This window comes from Halalkalibacter hemicellulosilyticusJCM 9152 (assembly GCF_000513115.1).
Taxonomy (GTDB): domain Bacteria; phylum Bacillota; class Bacilli; order Bacillales; family Bacillaceae_D; genus Halalkalibacter; species Halalkalibacter hemicellulosilyticus.
The window spans coordinates 88,911-102,994 of sequence record NZ_BAUU01000008.1 but is presented as its reverse complement, the minus strand read 5'-3'; the positions used below and the strand labels follow the sequence as shown (position 1 = coordinate 102,994).

Genomic DNA, 14,084 nt, shown 5'->3' with positions numbered 1-14,084 from the left:
ATAAATTCTATGATCTTTTGACAATCGAATCGCCTTCCTTTTGCTTAATTTTCGCAGGAACCCCTATAGCTGTACAGTACATCGGAATATCGTGTATAACAGTTGCACCAGCTCCAACGATGGCCCACTCTCCGACCGTCTTTCCAGGTAGTACAGTTGCACTTGCACCTATTTGTACTCCTGTTTGTATCGTAGTCATTCCTGTTAATGTTGCACTAGGAGCAATATGAACAAAATTACCTATTGCGCTATCATGTTCTACAATCGCATTCGTGTTAATAATGACATGATCACCAATAATAGATCCCGCTTGAATAACTGCATTCGCCATGACCACACTTCCATGCCCCAATTCACTTTGTGGACTAATCCAAGAATTCGAATGTATTAATGTAGCATATCGATTTTTATCCAACGCTAATGTTTCCATCATTGCTTGTCTCAGCGCATTATGGCCAATCGCAATAACAACCTTTGTCTCCTTTTCAGTCTTAAGATATTTATGTAGAGCAGAAATTGGACCGAGTATAAGCTCATTTTCTATTGTTTCTATTTCGTACTTATCATCTACGTAACCTGCGATCTCATAACCATTTTGAATAGCCACATCAGCAATAACTTTACTATGTCCACCATGTCCGACAATGAACAATTTCATCCAACATCACCACTTGACGATTTCATTCCTTGAAATCGCTCCATCGGCAGATTCGAAGATTGATTAATCCCATCACGCTTGATTACTTTCAGTAAAGTCATGCCTATTATTTTCAAGTCTAACCAGAAAGAAGCGTGATCTACATACCAAAGATCGAAATCAAACTTTTCCTCCCAGGTTAGTTGATTACGTCCATTCACTTGTGCCCATCCTGTAATTCCTGGCTTTACATCATGCTTCTCATTTGTTCAGTCGAATACAATGGCAAATATTCCATTAATAACGGTCTCGGTCCAACAATGCTCAATTCGCCTCTTACTACATTCCAAAGCTGAGGTAGTTCATCTAAGCTCGTGTTTCTTAATAATCTTCCAAATGTCGTTAACCGCTTTGCATCCTCTAGCAGTTCACCATCTGCATCGGTTATGTGACTCATCGTACGAAATTTATACAAATAAAAAGGCTCTCCTTTTAAACCAGGACGCTTCTGAACAAAAAAAATAGGGTTACCTAATTGCCATTTAATAAGGCAAGTTATGATCGCACCAATTGGAAAAAGCACGATTAATAATGTAATCGCTACTACAATATCTAACATTCTCTTAATCATTCTTCCTTCTCCTTTCCAGAGATCAACCTAACGTGATTCAGCTCCTGAGCGATCTGAGTCATCACTTCCTTTACTTTCACATTTTGTTGTTCACCCATATCGTAAATCTTCAATAATAATTCTTCTAATTGTTTACTATTCATATATTCTCCTAATTTCATTTAAATGGTAAATATGGACTGTGGTAAATAATGTCTAACGTAACAACATGCTCATAAATAAAGTAAATAAAATAACAAATTACTATCCCAAAATAGATCAAGCGCTGATCCTTTTGAGCGAATACTTTGACGACCCACGAAACAAGAATCAGCTGATATAAGCCAAAATAAATTGAAAATCGAGCAAAAATCCAATTTTGTGTCGAAATCAGCATAAATAATAAACTAATGAGCGCCATATTGACGATCACATCGCTTTTCGGAAACAGTTCTTGTAGTCGTTCACGTCCAATATACGCTAATAATATGGGGGCAGCTGCAACGAGGACTCGTAAACTATTCGCTCCCCCTTCCTGGAAATCCTCATATCCACCATATTGCGTATCCTCAATTACACGAAAAAGAATATCCATAAAATGATTAAAACCAATGACTAACGCAACAGAACCAAGAATCAAAACAATTGTCATTTTTGACCATGCTGGACTTCGTACAATAAAATAAACAGGTATCATAATAAGTGCTGTTTGATGAATAGTAGAAGCAACTAGTACAATCACAAAATATCTCTTCCATGCTCCTTGAATGATATAGGTTGTCGCAGCAAACAAAATGGCAGCTGCAAGGTATTGTCTAATCCCATTCATTGAAACAAGGAAAAAGCCTAATGTAATATAGACATACATACTAATTTCAAATAAACGTGAATAGTGATATAAAGTCATTGTAATAAGAACATTCGTCAAGAAAGCTGTAATGAATAGGAGCAGCTGTGGATCTCGAGAAATTTGCTGCAACACCATTTGCAAAAGGTTAAAACCGAAATCACCAGTAAAGTCAATTTCTTCCCATGTGTATTCATTTGTGACATACGAATGAATATAGTAATATGTATCTCCAATATTGCTTCTTAACCCAGCAACGAGCACAAGTGAGGATGCCGCTAATCCAGCAAAGTATTTATTGGGCTTTACAGTTGCAGGTGACAATGAATCAGGCTCAGCTAAAAAACGTGCCAATAAGGAGAATACAAAAACGAAAAATACATTCGCATATAGAACCGTCACATCATCATTTCCTTTCAAGTCTAATTACTTCATTACAGTTTGCCTCCGAGTTAACCGAATGTATAGATGAAGAATAAAACCAAATGGTATCGCTAACAACGTCGTCCATTTGCATGGCGATTCAATTAAAAAGCGATGATTTCGAATAAAGAGATTACTAGACACATAGTGAATAGCTTCCCTTAAGCGTTCATCCCATGTTGGTGCATATTTCATCGCTACTTTCCGAAAAAAAGAAAACCCTCTAGGATTCTTTCGGTATTGCTGTACCATATTTAAGCTAGAACCATCATTCAAATATTCAACGTAACAAACGACTTCATCCATAATGAGTAATGGGCAAATTTGATCAATTAAAATATATTTGTAACTAAGCGGGCAATATTTTTCCCCTTCATAAATTGGATATGGTGGTGTTTTACTCGTCTGTTCTGTACGATAAATAAGCTTCTTATCACCTTTCACTTTGTGCTTCATGTATAAATCTGATAGCGTCGCTGCTTTCATCGAACGCGGAAGTGATGTGCCGACAATTTCTCCTGATGGATAAGCATCTAATGCAACGATTCCTGCATAATGTTCGCTTCCAAATTTATGCCAAAAGGAAACGATTTTTTCTACAGCATCATCAGCAAAATAATCATCAGAATCTAAGCAAACATTTAACTCCGTTTGAATAAGCTTATATGCTGTATTATGGGCTCCATGCATACCTTGATTCTCCTGATAATGATAGCGAATGATCATAGCTTCTTCTTGAATCCACTTCCTCACTAACTCAGCCGTTCCATCAGTGGAGCCATCATCAATAATCAACCAAACAAACTCATGTGAGGTCTGTCTTTTTAAGCTTTCATAACATTCGTGCAGGATATAAGCACGATTGTATGTTGGAGTGAAAATCGTTAATATAGCATCCATATAAACTTCCTTCCTTCATTGCTACACTGACTGCCGATTGGCCTCGGCTAAATAATATCCCGTTAACCAATCAACCATTGAATACGTATCATATTGGTTCTCTCTTAATTGCTCGCTCATATCCTTATGACCGCCTGTTACCGAAAGTAAGTGCTCACTCCATTGAGACGGAGAGCGAGATAATGGAAAGAAATCAATTCGATTCGTCACATTCACTTGCTTTGTAATCGCATCAGAAACAACACAACGCAATCCAGCTGCCTGTGCTTCAATTAACACAACCGGTAACCCCTCAAATAGAGAAGGGAACAAAAAAAGGTCAAAAGCCAACATTAGATCTGGAATATCGTCTCTGACGCCTAAAAAAAAGACAGCTTCTTCTATTCCAGCTCTCCTTACTTTTTCAACAATATTGTTTTTTAATGAACCGTCACCGACAAGAACAAGTACTGCATGTTGATTGCATTGATAAACCTTTTTAAAAACCTCGATTAAAAATTTGTGATTTTTTTGTCTATTAAAACGACCAATATGACCAATGACATATTTCCCTTGAACCCCTAGCTCCTCTCTTTTGTTTTTTCTCTTTAGAGGATCATAAGCAAATTTATTTACATCGACAGCATTGTGAAGAACCTTTATATCCTTCGTGGCTATCTCCTTACCGAAAAGCCATTCTCCAGCTCTTTTCGAACAGGCAAAATACGTTGTAGGTTGATTTTTTAACACCCTTCGTGCATATATTCGAAACGGAAACTTATAATCAATGGCTAAATCACTTAAATGACTATGGGCAATACGGCAAGGTACTCCTGCTTCTTTTGCTATTTTCAAAATAAATGCACTATTTTCATTAATGTGTGAATGTACAATAACATATTGATGTTCATGAAAAAATGACTCTAGCTTAGTGAAATACGTACGATACTGACCAGGCCGTATTGATGGCATTCGATATATACGGCCACCTAAATCTAAAATTTCTTGATCATAATGACCTTCTTCCTCACGATGAACAATAAAATCGAATTGAATACGTTCACGATTAATTCGGCGATAGTAATTCATAAGCATTGTTTCAAGTCCACCGCGATTCATAATCGTAACGACTTGTAGAACTCGTATTGGCTCCAAGCTCGTCCCTCCCTCCTTTTCTTTTTCTCATCATTTCCACACCATGTAACATAATATAAAAAAAGGTGCTGAACTTGTATTTCGCACAGAAAAAAAAGAGCTTCCATATACATGTGAAATGGCGAAAATCTAACGTTTTCAAGGCTCGTTGTATTTGCTCGTCATGTAATATACGCTTTATTTTTTTTATTTTTTTATCATGTGTACGATTCTTCGCATAAATTTCATTCAACCCTAATCCTAATACACTCATACTAATTCGATTTTGCAGCGCATATTGATAGACGACCTCCTGCCTACATCTATCATTGACGATACGTTCTATATGTTGAAATAAACATCTCCATTTTACTAATAAATTTGATTTATGAATGGCTGTAACGGATTTATCATTTCCTCTCCAATAGTGGTAAAAAGGTTGGTTATAGAAAACAAAGCTTTGTGCGCAAGTGAGAACTTGCATATTAAATAAAGTATCCTCATTCGTTCCAATTTCGTCTAAATTAACAAAGGTCGCTTGACTGATGCGTAGGACATCTCTTCGATAAAGCTTTGACCAAACCGTCCCCCATGCATCAAGCATTTCAGGTTGTCCTAATTCATGACGAATAGGGCCAATTAAGCGCCTCAGTAAATTAGTTTGAACTTGCTTTCCTTGTAAATGAATGATTTTCTGTTCAGAGAGCTGCTTCTCTTTTGAACCACCTAGAAACTCTCGCACATATGAACACATGACAACGTCCGCTTCCCTTTCCTCAGCTATTTGAAATAAACGTTCATACATCGTAAGCTCTACCCAATCGTCTGAATCAACAAAACCTACATATTTTCCTTTTGCCATTAATAGACCTTGATTTCGAGCAATTGAAACACCCTTATTATTTTGATTAATGACGACAATCCGCTCATCTTTCTCAGCATAATGATGGATCAGCTCTACGCTATCATCTGTTGATCCGTCATTGATAAGAATAATCTCAATCTCTTTAAACGTTTGTTTCAGTAATGATTGTAAGCAACGAGCTAACTCTTTTTCACGATTATAAATAGGCACGATAATACTGATTTTCGGTTGCATGTGTATCCTCCATCATAAAATGTAAATAAACCTCATCCATTTCTCGCCGCACGTGTTCAAGTGAAAAGGGTTGAACAAACTCTAAACTGTGCTCAGAAAATCGTTCTCTCAACTCCACTGAGCCGTAAAGAGTAATGAGTTTCTTTGCAAACAATTTAACTTGTGAAACACCTATTAAAAAACCATTTTGATTCGCAGTTATAAGTTCACGATGCCCTCTGTTATTTGTAGCTATTATAGGCAAACCACAAGCCATCGCTTCTAAAATATTGACCGGAAGCCCTTCACGTAAGCTTGCAGATAAAGCGATATCACATATCGGAAGGAGTTGATCTATATCATTTCGAAAACCTAAAAAGTCGATTCGATCCTTGACCTTTAGCTGTTCTGCTAACTTTATACACTTCTCTAACAACGGTCCTTCCCCAGCAAACAAAAGGCGAGCTCCACTAAGCTCATCTTTTGCATGTGCAAATGCTTGAATCAAAAACTGATGATTCTTATTTCGGTTAAATTCAGCTACATAAATCATTAAGAATTGATCTTCAGTGTAATGAAAATGTGAACGCCTCAACCATTTCTCTTTTTCATCGAGAGGGCGGTATTTTTTCATATTCACACCTACTCCTCGTACATGCTTTAATGTTCTTGCCTGTGTAAGGTGTTTCGATGCAAATTCGTAGTCCTCTTGATTAATCGTAATTAAACAATCCGTTTGTGAAGACAAAATTCTTTCAATTGGGTAGTACAACCAGTTAACTAATGGCGCCCCTTTAAAAAAATGAAAGCCATGAGCGGTATAAAGAACTTTTGCTCCAGATTTTCGAATCCCCTTTGCAGCTATACGAGAAAGAACCCCACCTAATGGAGTATGGCAATGAATGATTCTGTACTGTTCTTGTTCAATGATGTCCTTTAACTGTTTACACGCCCTGAAATTAGATAGACGGAAGGGTGAACGTTGAATCGGTATTGAAAACTTCTTATTCGTATACGGTAATGACATTGAACCTTCTGCTGCAACATGAACTTCCCAGCCTTGGTCTTGAAACCATTTCAAATAAGGCAAATGAAAAGCTTTAAAATGATAATCGACTGTTGCACAAAATAACACTTTTTTGTTATTCAAACTTATTCACCTCTTTCGGTTACTTTTCCATTTAATTGACCTTCTCTTTTCATTAATGACTTCCATTAAATCATTACTGAAAAAAGAATGTTTTAACATTGTAATGGGCATTGAACCCTCCCTCACACCACACCACTGATGACAAGCATCTAAGGTTTTCACCCACAGCATGGTCGAGTATCTCCAATTGATAGAGGTTAGGAGATATCACCTATCAAACAACGAGCAATGATTTTTTATATAGAAGTAGTTGAATGTCAATTTTAATTCTATTATGAGAACAATGAAGTTCTCAATAAAGAACAATCGAACGAAAAAAACAGAGTTCTATTAAGATGCTGTAGAGTTTTTTCCATTTAATATCGCACCTAATATGTTGGCTTTGACTATAGTCAATGTATTTTTAGCTTCAATAGCAGCCCTATCTTCTGTTTGATTATTTTTTAAAACAAGAATAACTCCATCGCATTTCATTGCTAACATTTTTGCATCAGGGCTCTCTAGCACTGGTGGACCATCCACGATGACAAAGTCATAAAGCTTGTAAGCCTGCTCCATAAATCGGTCCATCTCTACTGACCTAAATAATTCTTCAGTATTATAAGGAATCGCGCCAGCAGTGATGACATGTAATCCCTCGATGCTTGTACGGTTAGTCGTTTCCCCAGCTGTACGTTGACCAGTTAAGATATGGCTTAACCCCACACAATTTCTAAATTGAAAAAATAAATGAACAGTTGGATTTCTCATATGGCCGTCGATTAACAATATTTTTTTTCCTTGCTTTGCAAATGAAACAGCTATATTAGCTGCAGTCACAGATTTACCTTCTCCTTTTTGAGGAGAACTAATGACAACAGACCGTGTATTATGCTCATATGAAGAGAACTCGATATTCGTACGAATCACATCATATTCCTCAGCTATGATCGATTGTGCATGGCGAAAAATTGTTCGTTTCTTTTTACGAATTCCCATCTCTGTTCATCCTTTCACAACAAATGTTTCTTTTTTCCTTCTGGACTTTCGTTTCATTAATTTTCGTTTATTCATCTTTGAAACTGTTCCAAATACCGGAACACCTAATAATTGTTCAACTTCTTTCTCAGTACGCACTTTGTTATCTAAGCTTTCCATCAGAAATGCTAACCCAACACCAAGTACGAGTCCAGCTACTAACCCTATACGCGTCAAATTATTGTTAGGGGGATTGATTGGCTGAGGTTGAGCATCGAGTACGGCCTCAGATAATAAATCAATCTCGTTAAAATCTAAAATGTTTGCAACTTCACGTTGATAAACTTCTGTTAATGTATTAACAATTTCAACTGCACTTGCTGGATCAGAATGAACAACCGAAACCTTTACAATTCGAGAATTGTCAATACTCTGTGCGGTTATTTGACTACTTAACCACTCGATTGTATATGGTAGCTGCAATTCATCTATTACAGCTTCTAAAACTGGTGGTTCTCTTAAAACAGCTAATAATGTAATTCGAAAATCAGAATCTTCATGGATAATCATGCGAGCAGATGCTTCATAAACTGGTACTGGCTTAACCAAATGGTGATACAAAGTACCAATTGTCGTTGTCATTACAGTGAATAGAACAATCACCCACAATCTTTTTTTTAATACTGCAATCATTCTCTTCAATTCAATTTCTTTACCTTCATTTTCCAAGTAGATCACCTACTATTAAATACTTATTCTTTATAAAGAACAAATGGTGCATAAAAAAACCTTTAATCTTTTTTCACACTATTTACTTATAAACTCGCTCTTAATGATCGATTAGTTACATTTTAGTTCTTTATAAAGAACATGTCAACAATAAAAAATTTTTTTTCAAAATCTAGTTTTAAAGTACTAAAAAGTAGGACATTTATCCTTATTAAAATTTTCATCATATAGTCCATATCATTCATTATTAAGAATTAATCTTAAAATGTTGTTTACTATAACGAACATTAGATGTAAAATGTTCTTTAAAGAGAACGAAAAAGAAAGGTGGATTGCATGCACATAGCAGATTTTTATGAAGATCCGTTATACGGTCAATTAGACATTCATCAAGTAAACGAGCAACTTATTGAATCCAAGAAATCAAACGTACAAGTATTAACATTTTCGAGTAGCTCCTTGATTTTCACCAGCGATTTAAAATTTCCCATTACTGAATCAGTCGTCTATCGAATTTGTCTACAAATCAATCAAACAAAGCTTGAATTATTTGGCTACATCACAGCTATTATTCAGTCAGACTATGGATCTTCGAATCTATATGAATACACGTATATCGTAAATAAATCAAAGCATCCAAGCAATAGTCATTTACTAGCCTACCGTCAAATGTACTTAGAAAAATATCAATTAAGTTTAGAAATGAATCATACTGTAAAGGAGCTAGACACATGAATGGGGGGAATATAAGAGACCTTCGTAAAAGTAAAGGAATGTCATTAAATGAATTAGCTGACGTATCAGGTGTTTCAAAATCATATATTAGCTATATTGAACGTGGACTACAAAAAAACCCGAGTATCATTGTCCTAAAAAAAATTTCGGATGCACTTGATGTCGAGTTTATGACATTAATAGAAAAAATGAATCAAACAGAAGAGAATAAGTACAGAAGCTCATAATTGATTTATCGGGTGCACCTTGTAGGAAAGACACTCAAAAATAGATTTTTTCTCAATGTCCCCATTAATAAAGGAGGTGTCACGATTGACACCTCCTTTAAATGTTATGAATCAGTATTGTTTTTTCGCCATTTATTAAATTCGAGAAACTCACGAAATTGGTCTTTGCTAACGCCAGAATCCATAGCTTCTCGTACAAGACCGATCCATGCATCGTCTAATTGCTCATCTTTACTATCGTTTCTTTCATTTAGTAACGTTTCAACTGATACATCTAATACGGTTGAAACCTTCTCCAAGAATTGAATTGATGGGTTTGACTGTATGTTGCGTTCTATTGAACTTAAGTAAGATTTGGCCACACCTGCTCTTTCCGCTAACTCGGATAGCGATAAACCTTTCTCAAGTCTGTATTTTTTCACTCGCTCTCCTATCATGTCTATACCTTATCCTCTCTGACATATTAACGTCATTATAGCAAGAATCCCATCGTTCTGTAAATAGAACCGAATTCCTAATATAAAAAAACTTTACTACGTCCCCTCTTCTTCATCACCTTTTAAAAAGAGCTGGATTTCTTCAACTGTTAGTCCATTTTGTTTTGCTTCCAAAAGTAGCTCTAACCATTCTAGATCAATGAATTCCTGCTTTTTAGACATTTCTTTTCCTCCTTATTATAACCAATAGTGCCAGGATAAACATAGAAAATTCGGTTTCATTCACTTACTTCCTATGTATATGCTCCTAAAGCTTGTTCATACAACTGTTCTTTTTAGAGAACTACATTGTTAGTATAATATGGAATGTGTGAAATGAAAACTAATTTATATTCGAAAAAAGGAAGGATTTAACCTTAAATCCTTTTCTTTTTTCTTCTATACTCTTACATTCTCTGTTTTTTATAAAGAACAAAATAATAATACTTGGACAATAGATTCCTGTGAAATTATTTTTCGGCTTCCGCATATTTTTACGGAATGTAGCCGCCATAAGTTCGTTCCATTGCGAAAATAACCCAATGTGCACAGCGACAACCTTTATGAGAATTAGCTTTTTTTACAATAAAATAAGGACAACTTCTAATAAAATTAAGTTGTTACCACACCAAATCCAAACGCAAAATCGATGCGGAACCAGTTTTTTTTGAAGGCTAATTTACGTTAATGGCAGAAGAATTTACACTTAAAATAGAAAAAGGTGAATTGAGTGTACTCAAATTCACCTTTTTCACTATTAGAAGCTAGTTATGCCCCAGGCTCTTAGTTATTAAGAAAATAAATTCATCTCACCAATACGTTGCATTGCTTCTTCTAGTTGCTCCTCATCACATAATAAACCAATCCTTACATACCCTTCACCGTGCTCACCAAATCCGATACCAGGAGCCACAACTACTCTTGCTTTCTCTAATAATATATTGGCAAAAGATTCTGATGTATACCCTTTTGGAACCGGAAACCACGCAAAGAAAGAGCCTTTGGGTGCTTGAGCCTTCCAACCAATTTGATGTGCAGCCTCAACTAGCACTTGACGTCTCTTCTCATATACTTTCACTAAATTCTCTACTTCAGATTGATCAGAAGTTAGAGCATAAGCTGCTGCCTCTTGCATACCTCCGAATAAACTGCAATAATAGTGATCTTGAATTAGCTCTAATGCTTGGATAACACTTCGATTACCGACTGCAAAACCAATACGCCAGCCAGCCATATTATACGTTTTTGACATTGTCAGCATTTCGATACCGATTTCTTTTGCACCGGGCATCTGCATAAAGCTTAATGGCTTTTGACCATCATATCCAATTGCACCATATGCAAAATCGTGAACGATACACGTTTCATATGTATTTGCAAAAGAAATAACGTCATTAAACAGCTCTTTCGTTGCAACAGCTCCAGTAGGATTATTCGGATAATTTAAGAACATTAACTTCGCTTGTTCTTTTATCTCATGTGGAATATCCTCCAAATTCGGATGAAAATCACGTTCTTCTATTAAAGGCATTGGATGCATTTTCGCCCCTACTAATGCTAATCCTGACCAATAATCCGGATATCCCGGATCAGGAACAAGCGCCACATCTCCTTCATTTAACAAACATTGACTAATCTCAACAAGGCCAGTCTTAGTTCCAGCCAATATAGCAATTTCTGTTTCAGCATCTAACTCAACATCAAACTGTTTTTGATAATATTCTTTTACGGCATCCTTTAAAAAAGGAAAACCCTTAAAAGGAGGGTATTTATGATAGACAGGATTTTCAGTAGCCACTTGCATTCTTTCCACTATTGCTTTTGGGGTTGGTTGATCCGGGTTCCCTTGCCCTAAATTAATGACATCATCATGATGCTTCTTTACCTCAACAACTTTATTAACAAGCTTGGCAAAAAATTGCTCTGGAAGTCGCTCCAAAGCATTTGAATAACGAAAAGATTTCATTTCTCTCACTCCAATTAATAAATGCCTTTTTGAAGATGCATTTGCAGTAGTCCACTCGTTATGCGTATACGACAATCATTCATCAGCATAGTGTAAGTCCGTTTCTTTACTGTAACCTCAAAAAGACACTGCTGTCTTGTTTATTTTCATTAGATTAGTTGATCCTTGTTCAACTGTCAAGGTATGATCACTTTTGCAAAAATCCTTGCTTTTTCAAAAAATCTCCAACCTCTTCACGGGATTTAGTGGAAAAATGTTTAGCCATTAACTCTGTCCACATATCCTTTCGCATCCCTTGTGTACGAGACATATAATAATGTGACATCACTTGATCGTATTCATTTATCTCCTTCGAGCTATTCGTTTGATCATATTCATCATAATGAACAACAACACTTTGCGGAAGTCTTGGCTTTTGTTCAGGCTGTTGATCTGGATAACCAATACATAACCCCATAACTGGAAATGCATATTGAGGGAGGTTGAGCAATGTCGATACCGATTCAAGGTCATTGCGAATACCCCCGATCATCACACCACCGAGCTGATAGCTCCTAGCTGCTAGAAGCATATTTTCTGCAACTAACGCAGCATCAACAGCACCAACAATGATTTGCTCTGCCTCTCCTATTTCAAAAGGTAGTCCATGCTTCCTACTAGATTCATATAGCCTAGAGAAATCAGCACAAATAACAAAGAAAACCGGACAGCTTTCAACATAAGCTTGCCCCCCAGCTAATTGTGCTAACTGCTTCTTCTTGTTCAAATCTTTTACAACGATAATACTATATGCTTGAATATGATGGGAGGTTGGAGCCCATTGCCCAGCTTCAATGATGTCTGTAACCATTTCATCTGATACACTCTGTTTTGTAAACTTCCGAATTGATCGATGACTTTTTATCAATTTAATCATGCAAAAACTCCTTTTCTTTCTTTTATTCTTGTTAACTCTTTAGCAATAACTTACAATAATGACAGACTACATATAAAGGAGAACGACAATGGATAAAACAACAACATCACCCTTATTAACCAACGACCGTATCGAATCTCTCGATATGATGCGCGGGCTTGCTTTACTTGGTATTTTACTAGCAAATAGCATGCATTTCCAATATGGATTATTTCTCATCCCCGATATCCATAACTATTACCCAAATGGGATAATCGATCGCATCGCAGAAGGGTTCATTTTACTATTTGTGCAATCGAGCTTTTACACTCTTTTTTCCTTTTTATTTGGTTATGGAATGGCCTTCTTGAAAGAACGTCTACTTACACGCGAACAGCCTTTTGCTCGTGTTTATTGGCGAAGAATGCTTATTTTACTCCTCGTCGGTTACTTACACGGTGTTTATATTTGGGATGGTGATATCCTTTTTGTTTATGCCCTAACAGGGTTTATTTTATTTTTCTTTTTAAAATTGAAAGTACGTGGATTATTGATATGGTCAATCATTCTATTATCCTTAATGGCTTTATCAATTACAATGCCAGAAGAAGATGAATCAATGGCAACCTTTAATGAGCAGCTATATCAATATTCATTGGAGGAACGCGAAGTCTTATCATCAGCAAGTTATTCAGATGTTGTCACATTCCGTCAAGAAGCAGACCCTCTTGGCTTCGGTTGGATGAGTGACGTCATTATACAAGGCTCCGCTATTTTTAGCGTTTTAGGAATGTTTCTATTAGGGGCTTTTGTTGCTCGTAAAAAGTGGCTAGAACAACCAGAGAAATATCAGCGTCTCTTTAAACGTGTTTGGTGGATTACTTTATGCATCGGCTTCCCTAGTAAGCTTGCCTATGTCTTAAATGAAACTGTTCAAACCGAGGCACTGCATACATTTGTTGGAGGACCAATGGTTGCGATGTTTTATGCGAGTAGTATCGCCTTGCTTGCTACTAACAAGAAAGCATATACATGGCTTAAGCCACTAACGTTTGTAGGCCGCCTCTCTCTTACAAACTATTTATTACAATCAATCGTCTTTACTACTCTCTTCTATGGGTATGGTATCGGTCTGTTTGGGAAAATTGGCTTCTTTATTGGGATCCTCATTTCCTTTGTATTTTTCTTTATTCAAATCTTACTAAGCAAATGGTGGCTTAAGCGATTTAAAATAGGACCAATTGAATGGCTTTGGAGATTAGGAACGTACTGGAGAAGGCCACGCTTTAAAAATGAAACCCATTCCTAAGCTATAATGTGCAAAAGAAAAAAGCGGTGCTT

Annotated in this window: 16 protein-coding genes and 1 pseudogene; 3 read left to right on the top strand and 14 right to left on the bottom strand. The window is 36.4% G+C overall.

Translation table 11 applies throughout. From position 1 onward, the window contains the following. Positions 1-7: 7 nt before the first annotated feature. From JCM9152_RS06385 to JCM9152_RS06345, 10 genes and pseudogenes are all read right to left on the bottom strand, one after another. Positions 8-658 carry an acetyltransferase gene (locus tag JCM9152_RS06385; RefSeq protein WP_035342235.1) on the bottom strand — a complete coding sequence of 217 codons (651 nt, stop codon included), beginning with the start codon at positions 656-658 and terminating at the stop codon, positions 8-10. Continuing rightward, a pseudogene (locus JCM9152_RS06380) lies at positions 655-1,268 on the bottom strand (sugar transferase). Before JCM9152_RS06380 ends, JCM9152_RS06385 begins: the two are co-directional and overlap by 4 nt. Continuing rightward, the gene (locus JCM9152_RS22575) at positions 1,265-1,411 is read right to left on the bottom strand and encodes a hypothetical protein (protein WP_156314981.1); all 147 of its coding nucleotides are present in this window, start codon (positions 1,409-1,411) and stop codon (positions 1,265-1,267) included. Before JCM9152_RS22575 ends, JCM9152_RS06380 begins: the two are co-directional and overlap by 4 nt. Before the next feature lie 14 nt (positions 1,412-1,425). Further along, positions 1,426-2,496 (bottom strand): EpsG family protein, encoded by a 1,071-nt coding sequence (locus tag JCM9152_RS06375; protein WP_035342377.1) that lies wholly within the window; start codon positions 2,494-2,496, stop codon positions 1,426-1,428. A gap of 24 nt (positions 2,497-2,520) precedes the next feature. Continuing rightward, positions 2,521-3,417: a glycosyltransferase family A protein gene (locus tag JCM9152_RS06370; RefSeq protein ID WP_035342233.1), complete on the bottom strand. Its 897-nt coding sequence runs from the start codon at positions 3,415-3,417 to the stop codon at positions 2,521-2,523. A 21-nt stretch (positions 3,418-3,438) separates the two neighbouring features. Further along, positions 3,439-4,551 (bottom strand): glycosyltransferase family 1 protein, encoded by a 1,113-nt coding sequence (locus JCM9152_RS06365; RefSeq protein ID WP_035342228.1) that lies wholly within the window; start codon positions 4,549-4,551, stop codon positions 3,439-3,441. Then, positions 4,496-5,629 carry a glycosyltransferase gene (locus JCM9152_RS06360; protein ID WP_081727927.1) on the bottom strand — a complete coding sequence of 378 codons (1,134 nt, stop codon included), beginning with the start codon at positions 5,627-5,629 and terminating at the stop codon, positions 4,496-4,498. Before JCM9152_RS06360 ends, JCM9152_RS06365 begins: the two co-directional genes overlap by 56 nt. Beyond that, positions 5,592-6,758: a glycosyltransferase family 4 protein gene (locus JCM9152_RS06355; RefSeq protein WP_035342227.1), complete on the bottom strand. Its 1,167-nt coding sequence runs from the start codon at positions 6,756-6,758 to the stop codon at positions 5,592-5,594. Before JCM9152_RS06355 ends, JCM9152_RS06360 begins: the two co-directional genes overlap by 38 nt. Before the next feature lie 330 nt (positions 6,759-7,088). Beyond that, the gene (locus JCM9152_RS06350; RefSeq protein ID WP_035342221.1) at positions 7,089-7,736 is read right to left on the bottom strand and encodes a CpsD/CapB family tyrosine-protein kinase; all 648 of its coding nucleotides are present in this window, start codon (positions 7,734-7,736) and stop codon (positions 7,089-7,091) included. A gap of 6 nt (positions 7,737-7,742) precedes the next feature. Beyond that, positions 7,743-8,444, bottom strand: coding sequence for a YveK family protein (locus JCM9152_RS06345; RefSeq protein ID WP_081727922.1), 702 nt, complete (start codon positions 8,442-8,444; stop codon positions 7,743-7,745). Between the two features lie 336 nt (positions 8,445-8,780). On the opposite strand from JCM9152_RS06345, the gene JCM9152_RS06340 reads away from it, so the two are divergent. Both JCM9152_RS06340 and JCM9152_RS06335 read left to right on the top strand, forming a co-directional pair. After that, positions 8,781-9,179 (top strand): hypothetical protein, encoded by a 399-nt coding sequence (locus tag JCM9152_RS06340; RefSeq protein ID WP_035342217.1) that lies wholly within the window; start codon positions 8,781-8,783, stop codon positions 9,177-9,179. Next, positions 9,176-9,406, top strand: a complete 231-nt coding sequence (locus JCM9152_RS06335; RefSeq protein ID WP_052015673.1) for a helix-turn-helix domain-containing protein — start codon at positions 9,176-9,178, stop codon at positions 9,404-9,406. The genes JCM9152_RS06340 and JCM9152_RS06335 overlap by 4 nt, the downstream gene beginning before the upstream one ends. 104 nt (positions 9,407-9,510) lie before the next feature. Here JCM9152_RS06335 and JCM9152_RS06330 read toward each other — a convergent pair whose 3' ends face one another. From JCM9152_RS06330 to nfsA, 4 genes are all read right to left on the bottom strand, one after another. After that, a complete protein-coding gene (locus JCM9152_RS06330; protein WP_035342212.1) occupies positions 9,511-9,843 on the bottom strand; it encodes a helix-turn-helix domain-containing protein in 333 nt (110 codons plus the stop codon). 96 nt (positions 9,844-9,939) lie between these two features. Beyond that, positions 9,940-10,065, bottom strand: a complete 126-nt coding sequence (gene sinI / locus JCM9152_RS22295) for a DNA-binding anti-repressor SinI (RefSeq protein WP_148296447.1) — start codon at positions 10,063-10,065, stop codon at positions 9,940-9,942. Between the two features lie 607 nt (positions 10,066-10,672). Then, positions 10,673-11,848, bottom strand: coding sequence for a pyridoxal phosphate-dependent aminotransferase (locus JCM9152_RS06325; protein ID WP_035342208.1), 1,176 nt, complete (start codon positions 11,846-11,848; stop codon positions 10,673-10,675). 187 nt (positions 11,849-12,035) lie between these two features. Further along, a complete protein-coding gene (nfsA, locus tag JCM9152_RS06320; RefSeq protein WP_035342206.1) occupies positions 12,036-12,764 on the bottom strand; it encodes an oxygen-insensitive NADPH nitroreductase in 729 nt (242 codons plus the stop codon). Positions 12,765-12,852: 88 nt separating this feature from the next. Between nfsA and JCM9152_RS06315 the strand changes: the two genes are divergently transcribed. Continuing rightward, entirely contained in the window at positions 12,853-14,052 is a 1,200-nt protein-coding gene (locus JCM9152_RS06315) for a DUF418 domain-containing protein (RefSeq protein WP_035342204.1), read from the top strand. Positions 14,053-14,084 lie beyond the last annotated feature (32 nt).

Excerpts from the sequence above, each read along its gene's own strand:
- JCM9152_RS06385 (WP_035342235.1), bottom strand. The coding sequence starts at position 658 with ATGAAATTGTTCATTGTCGGACATGGTGGACATAGTAAAGTTATTGCT.
- JCM9152_RS22575 (WP_156314981.1), bottom strand. The coding sequence starts at position 1,411 with ATGAATAGTAAACAATTAGAAGAATTATTATTGAAGATTTACGATATG.
- JCM9152_RS06370 (WP_035342233.1), bottom strand. The coding sequence starts at position 3,417 with ATGGATGCTATATTAACGATTTTCACTCCAACATACAATCGTGCTTAT.
- JCM9152_RS06360 (WP_081727927.1), bottom strand. The coding sequence starts at position 5,629 with ATGCAACCGAAAATCAGTATTATCGTGCCTATTTATAATCGTGAAAAA.
- JCM9152_RS06350 (WP_035342221.1), bottom strand. The coding sequence starts at position 7,736 with ATGGGAATTCGTAAAAAGAAACGAACAATTTTTCGCCATGCACAATCG.
- JCM9152_RS06340 (WP_035342217.1), top strand. The coding sequence starts at position 8,781 with ATGCACATAGCAGATTTTTATGAAGATCCGTTATACGGTCAATTAGAC.
- JCM9152_RS06335 (WP_052015673.1), top strand. The coding sequence starts at position 9,176 with ATGAATGGGGGGAATATAAGAGACCTTCGTAAAAGTAAAGGAATGTCA.
- JCM9152_RS06330 (WP_035342212.1), bottom strand. The coding sequence starts at position 9,843 with ATGATAGGAGAGCGAGTGAAAAAATACAGACTTGAGAAAGGTTTATCG.
- sinI (WP_148296447.1), bottom strand. The coding sequence starts at position 10,065 with ATGTCTAAAAAGCAGGAATTCATTGATCTAGAATGGTTAGAGCTACTT.
- JCM9152_RS06325 (WP_035342208.1), bottom strand. The coding sequence starts at position 11,848 with ATGAAATCTTTTCGTTATTCAAATGCTTTGGAGCGACTTCCAGAGCAA.
- nfsA (WP_035342206.1), bottom strand. The coding sequence starts at position 12,764 with ATGATTAAATTGATAAAAAGTCATCGATCAATTCGGAAGTTTACAAAA.
- JCM9152_RS06315 (WP_035342204.1), top strand. The coding sequence starts at position 12,853 with ATGGATAAAACAACAACATCACCCTTATTAACCAACGACCGTATCGAA.